The organism is Cryobacterium flavum, from assembly GCF_900103805.1.
Lineage (GTDB): Bacteria > Actinomycetota > Actinomycetes > Actinomycetales > Microbacteriaceae > Cryobacterium > Cryobacterium flavum.
In genome coordinates, this window is sequence record NZ_FNIB01000001.1 from 12,621 (window position 1) to 30,585 (window position 17,965).

Here is a 17,965-nt window from a genome sequence, read left to right on the forward strand (position 1 = left end):
TCAGGCGGCACCTTGGAGCACCCAGGCCGGGAACGGGTCGGCCAGTGTGTTCCAGAACATGGGGCCGGCGAGAAACTCGGCGTCGGTGAGCAGGCAGTCGTCAAGGTTGGCACTGAGCAGGCGCGCGTCGAGGTCGCGGCCGAAGAAGGCGATCTCCTGGCCGAGCGGGGACTCGGGGTCGTGGCTCGCCATGCTGGTGGGTTCGAAGGTGATGGTGGGACCGGCGCTGCTCCAGGAGCCGACGGTGGCGGGCCGCGTGGCGAGACGAAACAGTCCGCGGGAGCGCAGGATCTCGCCGGCCTGCTCGGCGCGGTCGCGAAAGAAGTCGGCCAGGCGCGCTGGGTGGAACGGTCGCACGTCCCGGTAAACGACACAGGTGAGCCCCTGCGGACTGCGCGAGAGCAGGGCGTCGCCGTTGAGTTGGCGCACCCAGCCCGGGCTGCGCTGCAGCCAGGCGAACATGTCGCGGCGCGGAACGGGCCAGCCGTCGGCACTGCCCTGGCCGTGTTCGGCGAACACGATGTGGCTGGCCGGGTTCAGTAGGCGCACGAAATCGCGAATATCGGCGGAATCGCTCATGGGCACGAGGTCGGTCTTGTTGATCACGACGATACTCGCCCACTCGATCTGTTCGATCAACAGGTCACCGACGGTGCGCTCGGGGTCGTTGTGGGCGTGGCCATAGTTCACGTCGTGTTCGTCGGGAGTCGGCGCGAGGGTTTCGCGGTGGAGGTCGGACCAGAATCGCTCGGCATCCAGCACGGTGATGAGGTCGCCGAGACGCACGGCGTGGCCGCTGGCCAGTCGCTCGGGTGAGTCACCGGTTTCGACGAGGGAACTGGCAATCTCGAGCGGCCCGACCGCGGTCGGTGCCTCGACGAAAACGTCGAGAGCGGATGCCTCGCCCCTGCCCGTTGGAACACTGTCGGCCGCTTCGATGAGCACAGTGCGCAGGGCGTCGGACGCCGATGTGGTCAGGGCGAACGGTTGGCGCCCGAGGTTGTGCGCCACCGACGTCTTGCCCGCGCCGGCCAGGCCGCTCACCACATTCACCCGAAGATACGTTTCTGTCTGCATGCCTGTTACTCTAATTGATATTCGTTCTCAATAAAAAATCTAAATCGGGGAAATATGAAGGTACGCAATTCGCTCAAGGCGCTCAAGGCGGTTCCGGGCTCGCAGATCGTGCGGCGACGCGGACGCACGTTCGTGATCAACAAGCTCAATCCGCGCGCCAAAGCACGCCAGGGCTAGCCGCGCGGCCTTCGCAGCGGTCGCGGCACGTGTTTGAGAAGTTGGCACTGGTTTGAACACGTGCCAACTTCCTGGAGGCGTACCACGACGCTCAGCGCGGCCAGGCTCACCGCAGGGGGCCTCACCGAGGCCGGCTCATCGCGGCCGGCCACCGATCCGACGAGACAGCTCCGCGGCCGTCGCCGCCACGGTTTCGGCGAGCGCCGGCCAATCCCCGGGTGCGAACCGGTCCTGCGCGAAGGTCACCGCAATGGCGGCGGCGGGCCAGCCGGCGTGGTCGTGCACGGCGAGCGCGACGGAGGCGATGCCGGGCGTGATCTCGCCGTTTTCGGTGGCATAGGCATCCGTTTTGACGCGGTCGAGCACCGCTCGCAGCTCGAGCCTCGTGTGCGGGCCACGGCCGTCGCGCTGTTCGAGCGCCGCCTGGTTCGGATAGAGCGCACGCAACTGGGCGGCGGGCAGGGCCGCGAGCAGGGCGCGTCCGCTGGCGGTGAGGTGGGCGGGCAGCCGCACCCCCACGTCGGAAACGAGGGACGGGCGGTGCGCGGCGCGTTCCTCGACCAGGTAGATCACGTCACGCCCGTGCAGCACCACGAGGTGCGCGCTCTCCCCCAGCCGGTCGACGAGCTGGGCGATCAGCGGGCGGCCGAGCCGGGAGAGCGGTTCCTGCCGGCTGAACCCCGAGCTCAGTTCGAAGGCGGCGATGCCGAGCCCGTAGCGGTGTTCTTCCGGCAGGTGCACGACGAACCCCTCCGCTACGAGCACGTCGAGCAGCTGGTATACGGTCGAGCGCGGCAGGCCGAGGGCGGCCGCCAGCGCTGCCGCGGGGATCGGTCCACGCTGGGCGGCGAGATGCGTCAAAACCCGCAGGGTGCTCTGCGCGGCCGGAACCTTCGAAGCCATCACGAATCCTTTCAGAGCGGATGCTCATGTCCGGTATCCCGGACACCGTCCAGCGTATCGCCCTGTTGCCCGGGCCCGCGAGGGTGTCCAATCGAAGTATGACCCTTGCAGCCACGCCCAGAACCGACCGGACCAACCCGAGCGGGGCATCCGCGTCGAGCGTCGTTGTGGGAGTCGGAGCGCTCTCGTTCGCCGACGTGATCGCCGTCGCCCGCCACAAAGCGCGCGTCACCCTCGACCCGGCGAGTCTGGAACAGGTCGGGGCGACCCGCACCATCATTGACGCCCTCGCAGCTGACACCGAGCCGCACTACGGCATCTCCACCGGCTTCGGGGCCCTCGCGACGACGTTCATCACCGCCGACCGGCGCGCCCAGCTGCAGGCGAGCCTCGTGCGCTCGCACGCGGCCGGAAGCGGACCGGAGGTGGAACGCGAGGTCGTGCGCGCCCTCATGCTGCTGCGGCTTTCGACGTTGATGACCGGGCGCACCGGCGTGCGGCCGGCCACCGCCGAGACCTACGCGGCCGTGTTGAACGCCCAGATCACCCCGGTCGTGCACGAATATGGATCGCTCGGCTGCTCCGGCGACCTCGCCCCACTCGCCCACTGCGCCCTCGTCGTGATGGGCGAAGGCCAGGCGCGCGACGCGGCCGGCGCCCTGCTCGGCGGCGACGAAGCCCTCAAAGCTGCCGGCATCAAGCCGGTCGTGCTCGCCGAAAAAGAGGGCCTCGCCCTGATCAACGGCACCGACGGCATGCTCGGCATGCTCGTGCTCGCCCTGGACGACCTCGCCCGCCTGCTCGTGACAGCCGATATCGCGGCGGCGATGAGCGTGGAGGCACTGCTTGGAACGGATGCCGTCTTCGCGGCCGATCTGCAGCAGCTGCGGCCCCAGCTCGGCCAGGCCGACAGTGCCGCGAATCTGCGCCGCCTGCTCCACGGCTCAGGCCTGCTGGCCAGCCACGCCGGCCCGGAAGACACGTCGGTGCAGGACGCCTACTCGCTGCGCTGCGCCCCACAGGTGCACGGTGCAGCGCGCGACACCGCCGCGCATGCCGCCCTCGTGGCCGGCCGCGAACTGGCCAGCGCCATCGACAACCCCGTCGTCACCGTCGGCGGGCGAGTCATGTCGAACGGCAACTTTCACGGCGCCCCGCTCGGCTACGTGCTCGACTTTCTCGCCATCGCCTCAGCGGATGTCGCGAGCATGAGTGAGCGCCGCACCGACCGTCACCTCGACGCGAGCCGCAGCAAGGGTCTGCCACCGTTTCTCGCGCACGAAGTTGGCGTCGACTCCGGACTCATGATCGCCCAGTACACCGCCGCCGGGATCGTGTCGGAGTTGAAGCGGCTGGCTGCACCGGCGTCCGTTGACTCGATTCCGTCGTCGGCCATGCAGGAGGACCACGTATCGATGGGCTGGCACGCCGCCCGCAAGCTGCGCCGCTCGCTCGACGGGCTCGGCCGGGTGCTCGCGATCGAGATCATGACCGCCGCCCGATCGCTCGACCTGAGGGCACCGCTCACTCCCGCCGCGGCAACCGGAGCGGTGCGCGACCTCGTGCGCACCGTCGCCGCCGGCCCCGGGCACGACCGCTTTCTCTCCCCCGAAATTGAGAGGGTCGTGGCGCTCGTGGCGTCGGGCGCGGTGCGCTTGGCTGCCGGCTCGGGACTGGTGTAACGCTCGACCGACCTTGTAGCGACCTTGTACGGTGAATTTGCCCCGTTGTGAGCGCAGCGGTGCCGTGCCATACTTGCGCCACGCTGGCCCGCCCGAGCCGCGTAAATCCATTACCCGAAATGGATCAGGTTCTGCAATGTTGCCACCCGCGAAGCGCCAACGCACCGTGCGGTTCGGGCGAGCGAAACCGCGGCATCGGGCCACTGTTAAGCGGATGCTGGTTCGTCGCGACGGCTGGCTCGCCGCGGTCGTTGTCACGGCCCTCGTACTCTTCGGCGCACCGATCGCGGCCAGCGCCGACGACCTGCCAGCGGGCTCGTCGGCCACGCCGACGCCCGTCGTGAGCGCCATGACGGAGCCGGTGCCCACGCCCACGCCTGAACCAACCGCGCCCGCGCCGGACCCCGTGTCGGCGCCTACTCCGGCGTCGACACCGACGCCGGAGCCCACGCCTGAACCGATCGTCGCGCCGACCCCTGAGCCCACCCCCGAACAGACCCCCGAACCGACCGCAGAGCCGACATCCACACCAACACCGACCGAGGCACCCGTTCCTGAACCCAGTGATGGTCCCGTCCCGCCGGTGACCGAAACTCCGCAGCCAACCCCCGACCCAACCGTCGCCCCCAACCTGGTTACACCGATTGATACCGCGGCAACCGCGGCACAAGCCGCGGCCACGGTATCCGCTCAGGCAACGGCGCGCGCGGCCGCAGCCCAGGCACTCGCGGCGCAGCGGACGGCCGCCGAACGGGTCGCTGCCGAGCGCTCCGCCGCCCAGGAACTGACCGTTCAGCGAGCCGCAGTATTGGCGACCGCGCTGACCCGCTCGCAGACCGCGCAGGTCGCCCTTGACACCGCGCGCCGCGAACTGGAATCAACACGCGCGAGCCAGTCGATCGCTCTCGGTCGTGCTTCCCTCGTGCACCGCCTTGCGCTGGAGGCGTCACAGCAATCCGCCGTCTCCCGGCGCAGCTTCGCGGTCCTCGCGCGCAAGCTGGCCCAGCAACAAAGCGGTGCCGGCGTCGCCGACGTCTTTCTCGGCGGGCATTCGCTGGGCAATGTGCTCGATCAGCTCAGCACCCTTGACCAACTGGACCGCGTCAGCGAGAACATTGAGACGATCCAGGCGCGCGCCGAGGCCGACTCAGCGCGCGCAGAGCGGCTAAACCAGCAAGATGCCGAGACGCGCGCCGCCGCGAGCACGGTGTCGGTCGACGCCAGCCAGGCCACACTCGACGCGGCCACGAGCGACTTCGAGCGGGCCGGCCTCGACCTGGTCGCCGCAGCAACGCAGGCCGCGACCGCCGCCGCGAGCCTGGCCGCCATCGACGTGCGCCCGATCGTGCGCACCGACGTCGGGCAGCTGAGCGACCAGGGCTGGGCCAACCCGGCACGCGGACCCATCACGGATGCCTACGGTCCGCGCCCGGTTCGCCCGCTCCCCGGAGTCGGCGCGTTCCACCACGGCACCGACATCGGGTCGAGCTGCGGAGCGCCCGTCTTCGCCGCCACCGCCGGAATCGTTCGCGCAGTGGGCTCCGTGGGAAGTTACGGCAACTGGATCCTGATCGACCACGGTGAGAGGGTGCAGACGGGCTACGCCCACCTCGCCACCGGTGAAACGCTCGTCACTGTCGGTGATCCCGTCGCCGCTGGCCAACGAATCGGCAGTGTCGGCAGCACCGGTCTGTCCACCGGCTGCCACACCCACGTCGAGGTGCGGGTCGACGGCGTGCGCATCGACCCGCAGCCCTTCTTCCTACTTCGCGGCGTCGTGCTCGGAGGCTGACGGCATCTGCACGTCGTGCTGGTTGCACCGCGACTGCGTCACCGGCAGCCGATCCTCGGGGGCCGCTATCGGCCATCCGCTGCGGCAGGTCACATTCAACGCAGGAGATGCCATTTCGGCCCCACGGGACCCGTCCACCACCCGTGAGATGCCATTTTCGGCCCCTTGGACCCCGGCCAAGGGGCCGAAAATGGCATCTCGCAAGAATCAAGGGGCCGAAGTTAGCCTCTCGCACCGAATTCAGGCGACCCGACGCACCGAACGCCGCTCGCGCGTGCCCTCGACCAGCAGGTAGAGCACCGGCAGCACGATCAGCGTCAGCACCGTCGACGACACCAGACCGCCGATGACGACGAGGGCGAGCGGCTGCGAGATGAATCCGCCGTGGCCGGTGAGGCCGATCGCCATCGGCAGCAGCGCGAAGATCGTCGCCAGGGCGGTCATCAGGATGGGCCGCAGCCGTCGGCTGGCACCGGCCACGAGGGCGTCGGGCACCGAGAGGCCGCGTCGACGGTACTGGTTGACCAGGTCAACGAGCACGATGGCGTTGGTGACCACGATTCCGATGAGCATGAGCACGCCGATCAGCGACGGCACCCCCAGCGGAATGCCGGTCACGACCTGCAGTGCGATGGCCCCCGTCGCCGCGAACGGCACCGACACGAGCAGCAGCAGCGGCTGCAGTAGCGAGCGGAACGTCGCCACCATCACGATGTAGACGATGAGAATGGCCACGAGCATCGCGATCCCGAGCTGCGAAAAGGCTTCGGCCTGATCGGCGCTGACCCCGCCGAGGGTTGCGGTTGCCCCGGTCGGCAGCGCCGTGTCGGCGAGCATCTGGCCCAGCTGCGCGTTCGCCGTGCCCAGGTCATCGCTCGCGGGGGTCGCCGATACGGTCGCCGTGCGCAGCCCCTTCGCCGTGGTGAGCGTGCTCGGACCGTCGACTTGTTCCACGGTCGCGAGGGTATCCAGGGCCACAGCTCCGGTGCGCGTGGGAATCTGCCGGGCCGCGAGATCGGCGGCAGTCGTCGGCGGCGATTGCGCCGACAGGTAGACGGTGAGGTTGGTCTCGTCGATCACGATCGATCCGATCGCGCTCGGCTGCATGGCCTGCGACACGAGCGTTCCAAGAGCGAATTCGCTCAGACCGGCCGTGGCGGCCGCCTCCCGATCGATGGTGACGGCCAGATACGGCAGCGAGGCGGCGAGGGTGCTCGCGCTCTCCTTGATCGCACCAAGTTTCTGTACCGCGCTGAGAATGGCGGTGGTCGCGGTCTGCAGGTCGGCATCCGTTGCGGCCGTGATATCGACGGCGATGTCGGAGGACGCCCCGAAACCGCTCGCCGCGGCGACCGAGATCTCGCCCACGTCGCCCAGTTTGGCCAGGGCCGTGCGCGCGTGATTTTGCACCGTATCGGCGTTGGCGCCGTCGGCGGTGGTGATCGAATAGGTCACCGCGCTCGACGTGGGCGCCCCGCCGCGGAACGCGCTCGCGGCGCTTCCTCCGCCGATCGAGAGCTGCACGATGTCGATTCCGTCCAGGTCACGCAGCGCTTTTTCGACCGAAGCGGATGCCGCATCCTGCGCGGCCAGACTGCTGCTTACCGGCAGCGTCTGGGTCACCCGGAACGTGTCCTGCCCGGTCGACCCGAGAAAATTCACCTTCATGAACGGCACGAGCGCCGCCGTTCCGCCGAGCACGAGCACGGCGAGCAAAAGCGTCGCGACGGCGTGTTTCAGGGTGAACCGAATGACCGGCAGATAGCCCTTCTGCAGCCGCCCCGGGTTCTCGCCGGCCTCGGCCGCCGCCGACAGTCGCGTTGGCAGGTTTGGTGCCATGCCGGTCGAAGCGGATGCCGCGGCCGCGTGCCGCGAGTGCCCGCCGGTCTCCAGAATCGCCGGCTCCGGTTCGGCGGCGAGCGCGGTTTGGTCAGCCGTGACGGCCTTGGGCGCCCGCAGAAACCAGTACGCGAGCACGGGAACGATGGTGAGCGACACCAGCAGTGAGGCCAGCAGGGCGATCGTCACGGTGAGCGCGAACGGTCGAAACAGTTCGCCGGTCGACCCGCCGACAAAGGAGATCGGCAGGAAGACGGTGACCGTCGTGATGGTCGAGGCGGTGATCGCTCCGGCCACTTCGCGCACCGCGAAGACAATCGTGGCGGCGCGGTCGGCACCCGCCACGAGGTGCCGCTTGATGTTCTCGATCACCACGATGGAGTCGTCGACGACCCGGCCGATGGCGATTGTGAGCGCGCCGAGAGTGAGGATATTGAGCGAATAGCCCACTCTCTGCAACCCGATAAAGGTGATCAGGACCGAGGTCGGAATGGAGATGGCCGTGACGAGGGTGGCCCGCACCGACAACAGGAACAGTAAAATCACGATCACCGCGAAGCCGAGGCCGAGCAGGCCCTCCTGGGTGAGCGCGTCGATCGACTGCTGAATGAACGGCGCCTGGTCGAACACGACCGTGAACGTCGCGGGCGCGACCGCGGCTTCAAGCTGCGGCAAAATCGCGCGCACCGCCTTCGACACGTCGACCGTGTTCGCAGCGGGAACCTTGGTGACGGCGATGGTGAGGGCGGGTTCGCCGTTCACCCGGGAGATGCTCGTGATCGGGTTTTCGACGAGCGCGACCGTGGCGACGTCACCGATGGTCGCGGGGGCGGCATCCGCTACACCGGTGAGACCGGTGGAACCAGCAATCAACGGGAGCGCGCTGATGTCGTCGACCGAGCCGAGCTTGCCGCCGGCCTGCACCGACAGGGTCGTGTCGCCCTCGGTGATGGTGCCGGCCGGAATCAGCGACCCGTTCTGCTGCAGCGCATCGCGCAGGTTTTGGGTGCTGAAGCCGCGGGCGGCGAGTTCATCGGCGTTGGGCGTGATCGTGACGCGGCGGCCGATATCGCCGACCAACGCGGCATCGCGCACGCCGGCCACGTCGCGAATATCGCCGAGCACGCTGCGTTTCAGCTGGTCGGCAAGCGCCACGGTATCACTTGAGGCGACCGCGAGCGAGATCACCGGAAAGTCGTCGATGCTGCCGCTGATCACCTGCGGGTCGACGTCGGCCGGCAGCACGCTCTTGATGCGGTTGATGGCCTGGTCAATGCGGGATTCCGCCTTGACCAGGTCGGTGCCGTAGGTGAAGGTGGCGCTCACCAACGAGGAGTTCGTGCTGCTCGTCGTCGACGTCGTTTCGAGGCCGACCAGGCCCTGAATGGCCGTCTCGATCGGGGTCGATACGTCGTCGTTGACCACCTGCGGCGACGCACCCGGATAGCTCGTGGACACGAGCAACTGCGGCAGCTGCAGCGACGGAATCAGCTCCTGTTTGAGCCCGGTCAGGGCCAGGCTGCCGAACACGGCCGCCACAATGGTGATGAGGGCGATCAACGCCCGATTCTTCATGCTCACTACCGCGAGAAAATGCACCCGCTCAGTATGCCAGTGCGCGCGGGTCAGACCACCTCGGCCAGGTACCCGGTATCAGCGAACGGATGCCGCAGCAGCGACCCCCAGGCGGCCTCCAGCGCGTCGACGGCCCGGTCGGTGTCCGGGGCGGAGTGTGAGAAAGGCAATCGCAGGAACCGCTCGAAAGCGCCATCGAGGCCGAACCGCGGACCAGCAGGCACGAGCAGGCCGTGGCTGCGCGCCGCGAGCGTGAGCTGCGAACTCACGGGACGGCCGAGGTTGACCCAGGCGGTGATGCCGCCGTCGACGTGCGGCACCTGCCAGTCGGGGAAGGTCTCGGCCAGGCGGCGTTCCAGGTGGTCGCGGCCCACGCGCAGCAGCTCACGGCGGCCGGCCAGGATGGCGGGCATGTCGGCGAGCAGCCGCGTCACGATGAGCTGTTCGAGAATGGGGGTGCCGAGGTCATTGGTGCAGCGAGCGGCCACGAGCTTGCTAATGAGCGCCGGTTCGGCGCGAATCCAGCCGATACGCATGCCGCCCCAGACGGTTTTACCCACCGAGCCGACACTCACCACTCGCGGTGCCGACCGCATGTCGGTGCAGGCCGCGAACGGCAGAAACTCGCCAGCGCGGTCAATGTCAAGTTCGGCGATGGTCTCGTCGATGATGAGGGTTGTGCACGCGTCCGCAGCGGCAGAGGCCACCCGTTCGCGTTGCTCGGCCGGCATGCTCTGGCCGGTGGGATTGTGAAAGTCGGGCATGAGATAGCCGACGACCGGGCTGCTGCGCTGAAGCGTTTGCAGCAGGGCGGCTTCATCCCAGCCCCGTGTGCCCGGGTCGTCACCCGGCCCGCCGGCCGACACGTTCACGGCGGCGAGGCGGGCGCCGGCCGCACGCAGGGCCTCGGCCGCGTGCGGATACGTCGGTGATTCGATCAGGGCGCGGTCTCCGCGGCCGACGAGCACGCGGGCCAGCAGGGCAATGGCGTGCTGGGCGCCGAGGGTCACCATGATCTGCTCCGGCGCGGTCGGCAGGCCGCGAGCGGTATAGCGGTCGGCAATCGCAGCCCGCAACTCAGGAATGCCCACGGGGTCGAACCCGGAGTCATCCAGGTGCCGCGGTAGCTCGGCGGCGGCGTGCGCTGCGGCATCCGCCAGGCCGGGCAGCGCCGGCATCGTGGCCTTGCTGAAGTCCAGGATTCCCTCCGTTTCCGGAGTGGGGCTGGGCGCGCCGGCCCCCGGCAACCGCACGATGCTGCCCGACCCGCGCACACTGCGCAGGTAGCCCGCGTCGCGCAGCTCACGATAGGCCGCCGTCACCGTGGTTCGACTGACACCGAGGCGCTCGCTCAGATCACGTTCGGCGGGCAGGCGGCTGTCGGTGGGGATACGCCCGTCGAGGGTCAGCAAGCGGATGCGATCGCTCAAGGCGCGATACGCGCTCGCTCCGCCGCGCCACTCGCCTAACAGGGTATCGAGGCCCCGAGCACTCAGGTGATTCTCGCTCATGAGGCCACCCTAGTCAGATTGGCATCTTGATAACAGGCCAGTTATGCAATTGGATTGGCAACTATGACCCGTCGAATCACGCAACTGCTTATTGGCCTCTTCCTCTACGGAATCGGCATTGCTCTGATCGTGCGTGGCGGCATCGGAGTGGCCCCCTGGGACGTGCTCACCCAGGGAATCGACAACCACACCCACCTGGGCTTCGGGCTGATCACGATTCTGACCAGTGCGGTCGTTCTGGTGCTGTGGATTCCGATCCGCCAGAAGCCGGGCTCCGGAACGCTGCTGAACGCCGTACTCGTGGGCCCGGCGGCCGACGTCGGCCTGTGGCTCATTCCGGCCGACCTCGACCTGTGGCTGCGGGTGCTCTTGTTCGCCGCCGGCCTGATGATGATTGCCGTCGCCACCGGCCTCTACATCGGGGCACACTTCGGCCCCGGCCCGCGAGACGGCCTGATGACCGGTCTGCACAAGCGCACCGGCTGGAAGATCTGGATCGTGCGCACCGGCATCGAGGTGACCGTGCTCGGCATCGGCTGGGCCCTGGGCGGCAACGTGGGAATCGGCACCGCGCTGTTCGCCGTGCTGATCGGCCCCCTCTGCCAGCGCACTCTCCCTCTCTTTGCGATCAAGCGCCCCGCGCCCGCCGCCCTCGTTCCCACGCCGTAGCAGGAGCCGCACCGAAGCCGAAGCGAGGCGAGGCCGAGCAATCTTGCGAAGCAAGGAGCGAGGCGGTTGGGTTTCCTGCGGGGTTGTGAGTTCTGAGCGAGGAGCGGGTGACCCACCCGGCGTCCCTGGAATGCCGCGCAACCACTCGAACTGCCGCTTGGCCAATCCGTGCGCCTCGTCACCAGCCGGGTCGATGCCCCGCGCCGCGGCTGCCTGGCGTCAAGGTCAAGCGGCAATGTCATGTTTCAGTGTCGGTGCCCCGGAGTACCGTTTATGGCATGGCAACGTGGCAGGAAGTTCAAGCGGATGCGCCGCAATTCGCTTCAAGGGTTCGCGCAATTTTCGACGCCGGCACCAACAAGACGATGGCCTCCCTGCGCCGGGACGGCTCCCCGCGCATCAGCGGCACCGAGCTCGTGTTCGAGCCCGAGCGCATCACCCTGGGCATGATGCCCGATTCGCAGAAGCTGCACGACGTGCTGCGCGACCGGCGGGTGGCCATCCACTCGCCCACCCTGGAACCCCCGGCAGGTCAGCCGTCGGACTGGGCCGGCGACGCGAAACTGGCCGGCGTGCTGGTAACCAAAGAGCCCAACCCGGCCGATCCGCCGGGGTCTTCGAGTTTCGAGCTGCGGGTGCACGAGGTCGTGCTCACCTACATCGATCCCGACAACACACACCTGATCATCGAGTCCTGGCACGAGGGCCGGGGGTGGAAGCGAATCAGCCGGCTGTAGGCCCGCAGAACTCGGTGATCGTGCCCTCGAGAATCTTCGCGAGTGCCCGCACCGACTCGGCGTCGGCCCACTCGGTATCGGCGTGCAGGCCCTCGCCGTCAGCGCCGAACACGACGCAGGGAATTCCGGCTTCGAGAATGAGCCCGGCATCGGTCCAGAACGGTTCGCCGCGCGTGACCGCCGGGCGTCCGAGCACCCGCTCGGCGTTGCCGGTCAGCGCCCGAACGATGGGCCAGTGTGGCTCGGCCTCGAAGGCCGCCCGCGCCACCAGCCGCGTCAGCGTGAACTGAAACTTCGGCTCCTCCACTGCCAAAGCAGTGAACAGCGCGCGCAGCTCGGACTCGACCTGCTCCGGGGACTGGCCCGGCAGCATCCGTCGTTCCAGGGTCAGCACACAGTGGGCCGCGACCGTGGCCGCATCGTCGCCGCCGGCGATCTTCGACACCCGCACGGCGCCGTGGCCGAGCGTGGGGTGGGCCGGTTCCGCGTGAAGTCGCTGCCGCAGGCCGTTGAGGGCGCCGAGCGCGAGGCCCGCATGCCAGATGGCGTCGACGCCCAGCTCGGGCTGCGAGCCGTGTGCGGCCAAGCCGGTCAGTTCGAGTTCGAACCAGGCGAAGCCGCGGTGGGCGGTAGTGAGTTCAAGGCTGCTCGGCTCGATCACCAGGGCGGCGTCGGCGCTCACTGTGCGCAGCACCTCCTCGGTGCCGATGCTGCCGAATTCCTCGTCGGCGACCAGCGTCACGATCACATCGCCGGCCAACTCGCCGGCGGATGCCCGCGCCGCTCCCACAAGAATCGCTGCGAGTCCGCTCTTGGTGTCGACGGCCCCGCGCCCGTGCACCCGGCCGTCCCGGAGCTCGCCGCTGAACGGGTCGCCGGCGTAGGTCGCGACGCCGACCGTGTCGAGGTGGGCGTTGAGCATGATCGAGCGGCCGGTGCCGGTGCCGCGCTTGACGCCGACGACCGACGGACGCCCGGGGGTCTGCTCCAGCACGGTGACCTCGAAACCCTGCTGGCGCAGCCACTGGCCGCACCAAGCCGCGATCCGGGCCTCCCCGGCGGCTCCCGGCACGAGGTCGGGGTTGACCGAATCGATGCGCACGAGCTGCTGCAAAATCGCGACCGGGTCGCTCTCGGAGGGTAAGCGGGACATCCTTCGAATCTAGGCCCTCTCGCGAGAGCGGGAAAATCGCCGCTTCCGGGGGCTGCTGCAACACTTTTTCCGCTCTCGCGGAACTGGGAACTGGGAACTGCGCTGGGTAGGGTGCAGCATGGGCACAACATCACGGTGGGGGCTGATTCCGGCGGCGCTGGTGAGCGCATCCGCTGTGCTGTTGTTTGCCGTGAGGATGCCGCTTGCCGGCTACTTCGTGCTCGCCGCAGCCCTCGTGCTCGCGTTTCTGATCAACCGGGCCCTGTTTCGCGACCTGTTGCTCATTGCCGTGGGCCTCGGCATCATCAGCACGATCTCGGTCGAGGCGAACATCAGCTACCCGAACATCGCGTTGATGGGCACCGTCCTGAGTCTCTCGGTGCTCGTGCCGTACCTCCTCTCGCGGTACTACTTCAAGGATCACGCGATTCGGTTTCCGATTCGCACCGGGCAGCGCTGGACCACCCTCGAGAAGGCGTACCTGCCGATCGTGGTGTTGCTCGGGTACTTGATTCTGCCGAGCTACTTCATCGGAAGCGGCGCGTACCAGAATTGGCCGGCGGTAACCCAGCCCGATGAGATCGCCCGACTGTTCGTGGGCGTGGGCTTCGTGGGCATCTGGGATGAACTGTTCTTCATCTGCATCGCCTTCGCCCTGCTTCGACGGCATTTTGCCGACTGGCAGGCCAATATTCTGCAGGCGGTGATCTTCTCGTCGTTTCTCTGGGAGCTCGGATATCAGAGTTGGGGGCCGCTGCTCACCGTGCCGTTCGCGCTGCTGCAGGGCTATACGTTTGCCCGCACCCGGTCACTGACCTACGTGGTCTGTGTGCACCTTCTGTTCGACGTCGTGGTGTTCCTCGTGCTCGTGCACGCTCACAATCGCGACTGGTTGAACATTTTTCTGTACTGACCCTCTTGCGCCTCTCAGGAACGCGATATATCGTGTCCTTTAGAACACGCGATATAGCGCGAGTTTACCTCTGAAAGGACAACCCAGTGTCACTGGAAAAATGGCTGGTCGCCCCCGGGCAGACCAAGATTATCGATGTCGAACTGGTGCGCAAGCTCAAGGTCGGCCTCATCGCCGGCACGGTCGACATCATCGGCCATGACGAACCCGGCGCTCGCATTGAAGTGCACGGCGTTACCGGCAAAGACCTGAAGATCTCGATGGACGGCGACCGCCTCGAGATCGACCACCCGCAGCTGCGCTGGGACAACTTCATCGAGGTCTTCGCCTCGTTCCGCGGTACCGCACGCGCCGAGGTGAGCATCTCGGTTCCCCGCGACGTCGCGCTGCGCTTTGGCGTGGTCTCGGCCGACGCCCTTGTCTCGGGCCTCCGCAATGACGCCAAACTCAGTACCGTCTCCGGTGACCTGGTGATCGACGACGTGCTGGGCGACCTCGAACTCAACGCGGTGAACGGCGAAATCTCCGTGCGCAATCACGTGGGAGCGCTGACCGTGCACACGGTATCCGGCGATATCACGGCGAGCGGCAGCATCCGTCAGTTCACGCTCGACGGGGTCTCGAGCAACGTGTTCCTCGACGTCACCGGCACGCCAGACCAGATCGTCACGAACTCGGTCAGCGGTAACCTCACCGTGCGGCTCGAGCCGGGCGTCGCCGCGCGCTACCACCTGAACACCCTCTCCGGCACGCTGCAGCTCGACGACCACACCGTGCGCACCGCGTTCGGCAAGGGCTACGAGGGCTCCACCGGCGCCCTCGACGGCAGCTGGGTCGACGTGCGCTCCAACTCGGTGTCCGGCGACATCTCGGTCGTGCGCAGCGAGATCACGAGCCCCGCATCGACCACGCAAGCGGATGCCGCAGCGCCCGCCGCGGTCCACTCTTCCCAGGACCCGGCATGAGTGCCATGTTCGCCCACGGCAGCCTGCGCCTATACCTGCTGAGCCTGCTGGCCGAGCGACCCCGGCACGGCTACGAGCTGATCCAGGCACTCAGCGACCGCTTCGGCGGCACCTACAGCCCGAGCGCCGGCACGATCTACCCGCGGCTGGCCAAGCTCGAGGAGGAGGGCCTCGTCACCAAGCAAGCGGATGGCCGCAAGACCGTCTACGAGATCACCGACGCCGGCCGCGCCGAACTGCACGCCCGCGAAGGTGAACTCGGCGCAATCGAAGACGAGGTGACCGACTCGGTGCGGCGTCTGGCCGACCAGGTGCGCACCGGAGTCAACTCCGCCATGAAGACCCTGCGGGCTGACCTCGCCTCGGCCGCCCGACAGGCGCGCGACGCGTCGTCGCCCTCGGCCCCGCGTGGCTACGACGGCACGCCGGAATCGTGGGACCCCACGGGCTCGTCCACCTGGGAGGCCCCCACGCCCCCGTCCGCAGGCCCGCCCCCGCACGCGGCCCCAACGTCGCCCGACAAACCGCCCACATCACTGACCCCGACCTCCCCGAACGAGGACACGTCTGCTCGCCTAGACTCCCGCCGCGCCCTGAACGAAGCCGACATGGTGCTGAACGAGTTCCGGCAGCAGCTGCGCACGGACCTCCGAACGCAGGCCGCCCACTCCAATGTCCCGTCGCAAACTGTGCCGTCGCTTCGTCGGCAGCTGGCCGACGTGCGCGCAAGCATCCTCGCCACCCTCCACCCCTAGCAGCGCCGACGACGGCCCCAGGAATCGCCCAAGAACAGAGGCGGATTTGACAGGGGCCGTCGTAGGTGTAGTGTCGTCCCTCGTGACACCCGAGGCGAACGCCCCAGTACCGGAAAGCCGTTCACCCAAGCGGTGGATCATCGGCGATCCGCTCCCAACCGAGCATTTGGACGGCCAACTGCTGCCCAAACACCTCGCCCTCCCCATCTTCGCGAGCGACCCACTGTCGAGCGTGGCCTACGCGCCGCAAGAACTCCTCATGATCCTGACCCTCGGCGGGCTCGCCTTTCTGAGCTTCGCGCCCTGGGTTGCCGCGGTCGTCGTCGTGCTGCTCGTCGTTGTCGTCGCCTCCTATCGCCAGCTGATCAAGGCCTACCCCTCGGGCGGCGGCGACTACGAAGTCGCGCACAAGAACCTGGGTGAGAAGGCCGGTCTGGTCGTCGCATCCGCTTTGCTGGTGGACTACGTGATGACCGTGGTCGTGTCGGTTGCCAGTGGTGTGGACAACATCATCTCGGCGATACCCGCGCTGGCCCCCCTGCGCGTCGAACTCGCCGTCGTGTTCATTATCCTGCTCGCAGCAGCCAACCTTCGCGGCGTACGGGAGTCAAGCAAGGCCTTCGCCGTTCCGACCTACCTGTTCATCGGCAGCGTACTGCTCATGATCGTCGTCGGCCTGGTTCGCGCGCTGCTCGGCGATGCGCCGGTGGCCGAATCGGCCGGCTATGACGTGAAGGGCGAGAACCTCGCGCAGGCCGCTTTCATCTTGCTTCTACTGCGTTCCTTCGCGAGCGGATGCTCCGCCCTCACCGGCGTCGAAGCCATCGCCAACGGCGTGCCCGCCTTCAAACACCCCAAGGTCAAGAACGCCCAGCGCACGCTCACCCTCATGGGCGGTATCGCCATCGTGCTGTTCGTCGGGCTAACGACTCTCGCGCTCATTTCCCAGGTGCACTACGCGGAACGCGCCTGCGACCTGATCGGCTGGGCCGAGTGCGCCACAGCTCCGCAGCGCAGCCTGATCGCCCAGGTCGCCGCGGCAACGTTCGGCGACTTCTCCATCATGTTCTTCGTGCTGCAGGCGGCCACAGCGGCCGTGCTGTTGCTCGCTGCGAACACCGCTTTCAACGGCTTTCCGCTGCTCGGATCAGTGCTCGCCCGCGACTCCTATGCGCCGAAGTCGCTCAGCACCCGCGGCGACCGCCTGATCTACTCGAACGGCGTGGTGCTGCTGGCCCTCGCGGCCTGCGTGATCATGGTGGTCTACCGGGCCAACCTCACCGTACTGATCCAGCTGTACATCATCGGTGTGTTCGTATCGTTCACGCTCGGCCAGACCGGCATGGTGCGGCACTGGATCAAACTGCTGAAGAAGAACCCGCCGAACCGGGGCTCGATCATCCTGAGCCTGTCGATCAACGGTTTTGGTGCCGCCCTGACCGGTGTGGTGCTCATCGTCGTCACCATCACCAAGTTCACCCACGGCGCCTGGCTCGTGTTCGTCATGATGCCGGTGCTGTTCTTTCTCATGATGGGCGTCAACCGGTACTACCGCGACGTCGCCAAGGAGATCGAGGTCGACCCGATCACCACCTTCGGCTCGCAGGGCGACCACGCCATCGTGCTCGTCGGCAAGATGCAGAAGCCGGTGCTCAAAGCACTCGACTACGCCATCGCCGCGCGGCATGTGAGCCTCGAGGCTGTGCACGTCTCGATCGACACCATTGAGACCAAGGAGCTCAAACGCGCCTGGGTGAAGCAGAACATCCAGGTTCCGCTGCGCATCGTCGCCTCGCCCTACCGCGACATCAGCTGGCCGCTGATCAACTACATTCGTGGCCGCCGCGACGATCACGGCTCCGAAGTCATCACCGTGTACACCCCCATCTACATCGTCGGCCACTGGTGGGAGGGCCTGCTGCACAACCACAAGGCTCGCCGCCTGCGCCAGAAGCTGATGCTCGTGCACGGCGTCACGATCGCCCTCGTGCCGTGGCTGCTCGACTCCTCCGAACTCATCTACGGCCGCAGATCCCGCCCCATTCCCGGTCAGGACCGTCGCGGCGAGCCGGTACGTTCGCGCCCGGTTTCCCGACGGCCGCTCGCACCGCCAAACGGAGCGATCGACACTGCGACCAAGTCGACCACGACCAGCGGAACCGTTCCGCCGCAGTCGCGACCCTCGGCATCCCGTCGGCGCAAGCGCAAATAGCGCCT

At 67.7% G+C, this 17,965-nt stretch carries 14 protein-coding genes; 9 read left to right on the forward strand and 5 right to left on the reverse strand.

What is annotated here, in order from left to right; genetic code table 11:
• Positions 1–1,077, reverse strand: coding sequence for a GTP-binding protein (locus BLS91_RS00050; RefSeq protein ID WP_092338023.1), 1,077 nt, complete (start codon positions 1,075–1,077; stop codon positions 1–3).
• A gap of 54 nt (positions 1,078–1,131) precedes the next feature.
• Here BLS91_RS00050 and ykgO point away from each other — a divergent pair, with 54 nt between their 5' ends.
• Complete coding sequence (ykgO, locus tag BLS91_RS00055; protein WP_092338025.1) at positions 1,132–1,254, forward strand: type B 50S ribosomal protein L36; 123 nt, start codon at positions 1,132–1,134, stop codon at positions 1,252–1,254.
• Positions 1,255–1,389: 135 nt separating this feature from the next.
• Here the strand turns inward: ykgO and BLS91_RS00060 are convergent, their stop codons facing one another.
• Positions 1,390–2,157: an IclR family transcriptional regulator gene (locus BLS91_RS00060; protein ID WP_092338027.1), complete on the reverse strand. Its 768-nt coding sequence runs from the start codon at positions 2,155–2,157 to the stop codon at positions 1,390–1,392.
• A gap of 98 nt (positions 2,158–2,255) precedes the next feature.
• On the opposite strand from BLS91_RS00060, the gene hutH reads away from it, so the two are divergent.
• Both hutH and BLS91_RS20900 read left to right on the forward strand, forming a co-directional pair.
• Complete coding sequence (hutH, locus tag BLS91_RS00065; RefSeq protein ID WP_092338029.1) at positions 2,256–3,839, forward strand: histidine ammonia-lyase; 1,584 nt, start codon at positions 2,256–2,258, stop codon at positions 3,837–3,839.
• A 136-nt stretch (positions 3,840–3,975) separates the two neighbouring features.
• Positions 3,976–5,631, forward strand: coding sequence for a peptidoglycan DD-metalloendopeptidase family protein (locus tag BLS91_RS20900; protein WP_134505219.1), 1,656 nt, complete (start codon positions 3,976–3,978; stop codon positions 5,629–5,631).
• 240 nt (positions 5,632–5,871) lie between these two features.
• Here the strand turns inward: BLS91_RS20900 and BLS91_RS00075 are convergent, their stop codons facing one another.
• Both BLS91_RS00075 and yczR read right to left on the reverse strand, forming a co-directional pair.
• Positions 5,872–9,069 carry an efflux RND transporter permease subunit gene (locus BLS91_RS00075; protein WP_092338033.1) on the reverse strand — a complete coding sequence of 1,066 codons (3,198 nt, stop codon included), beginning with the start codon at positions 9,067–9,069 and terminating at the stop codon, positions 5,872–5,874.
• A 26-nt stretch (positions 9,070–9,095) separates the two neighbouring features.
• A complete protein-coding gene (yczR, locus tag BLS91_RS00080; RefSeq protein WP_092338035.1) occupies positions 9,096–10,556 on the reverse strand; it encodes a MocR-like transcription factor YczR in 1,461 nt (486 codons plus the stop codon).
• 63 nt (positions 10,557–10,619) lie between these two features.
• On the opposite strand from yczR, the gene yczE reads away from it, so the two are divergent.
• On the forward strand, positions 10,620–11,225 hold the full coding sequence (gene yczE, locus BLS91_RS00085) for a membrane protein YczE (RefSeq protein WP_092338037.1): 606 nt from the start codon (positions 10,620–10,622) through the stop codon (positions 11,223–11,225).
• A 278-nt stretch (positions 11,226–11,503) separates the two neighbouring features.
• Positions 11,504–11,962 (forward strand): pyridoxamine 5'-phosphate oxidase family protein, encoded by a 459-nt coding sequence (locus BLS91_RS00090; RefSeq protein WP_092338039.1) that lies wholly within the window; start codon positions 11,504–11,506, stop codon positions 11,960–11,962.
• Here BLS91_RS00090 and BLS91_RS00095 read toward each other — a convergent pair.
• Complete coding sequence (locus tag BLS91_RS00095; RefSeq protein ID WP_092338041.1) at positions 11,949–13,115, reverse strand: M20/M25/M40 family metallo-hydrolase; 1,167 nt, start codon at positions 13,113–13,115, stop codon at positions 11,949–11,951. The two genes, BLS91_RS00090 and BLS91_RS00095, sit on opposite strands and share 14 nt — an antisense overlap.
• Positions 13,116–13,233: 118 nt before the next feature.
• Between BLS91_RS00095 and BLS91_RS00100 the strand changes: the two genes are divergently transcribed.
• From BLS91_RS00100 to BLS91_RS00115, 4 genes are all read left to right on the forward strand, one after another.
• The gene (locus tag BLS91_RS00100; protein ID WP_092338043.1) at positions 13,234–14,028 is read left to right on the forward strand and encodes a CPBP family intramembrane glutamic endopeptidase; all 795 of its coding nucleotides are present in this window, start codon (positions 13,234–13,236) and stop codon (positions 14,026–14,028) included.
• A gap of 86 nt (positions 14,029–14,114) precedes the next feature.
• Positions 14,115–14,993, forward strand: coding sequence for a DUF4097 family beta strand repeat-containing protein (locus BLS91_RS00105; RefSeq protein WP_092338045.1), 879 nt, complete (start codon positions 14,115–14,117; stop codon positions 14,991–14,993).
• The gene (locus BLS91_RS21085) at positions 14,990–15,748 is read left to right on the forward strand and encodes a PadR family transcriptional regulator (RefSeq protein ID WP_420838484.1); all 759 of its coding nucleotides are present in this window, start codon (positions 14,990–14,992) and stop codon (positions 15,746–15,748) included. Before BLS91_RS00105 ends, BLS91_RS21085 begins: the two co-directional genes overlap by 4 nt.
• Before the next feature lie 82 nt (positions 15,749–15,830).
• On the forward strand, positions 15,831–17,960 hold the full coding sequence (locus tag BLS91_RS00115) for an APC family permease (protein WP_092338752.1): 2,130 nt from the start codon (positions 15,831–15,833) through the stop codon (positions 17,958–17,960).
• Positions 17,961–17,965: the final 5 nt, after the last annotated feature.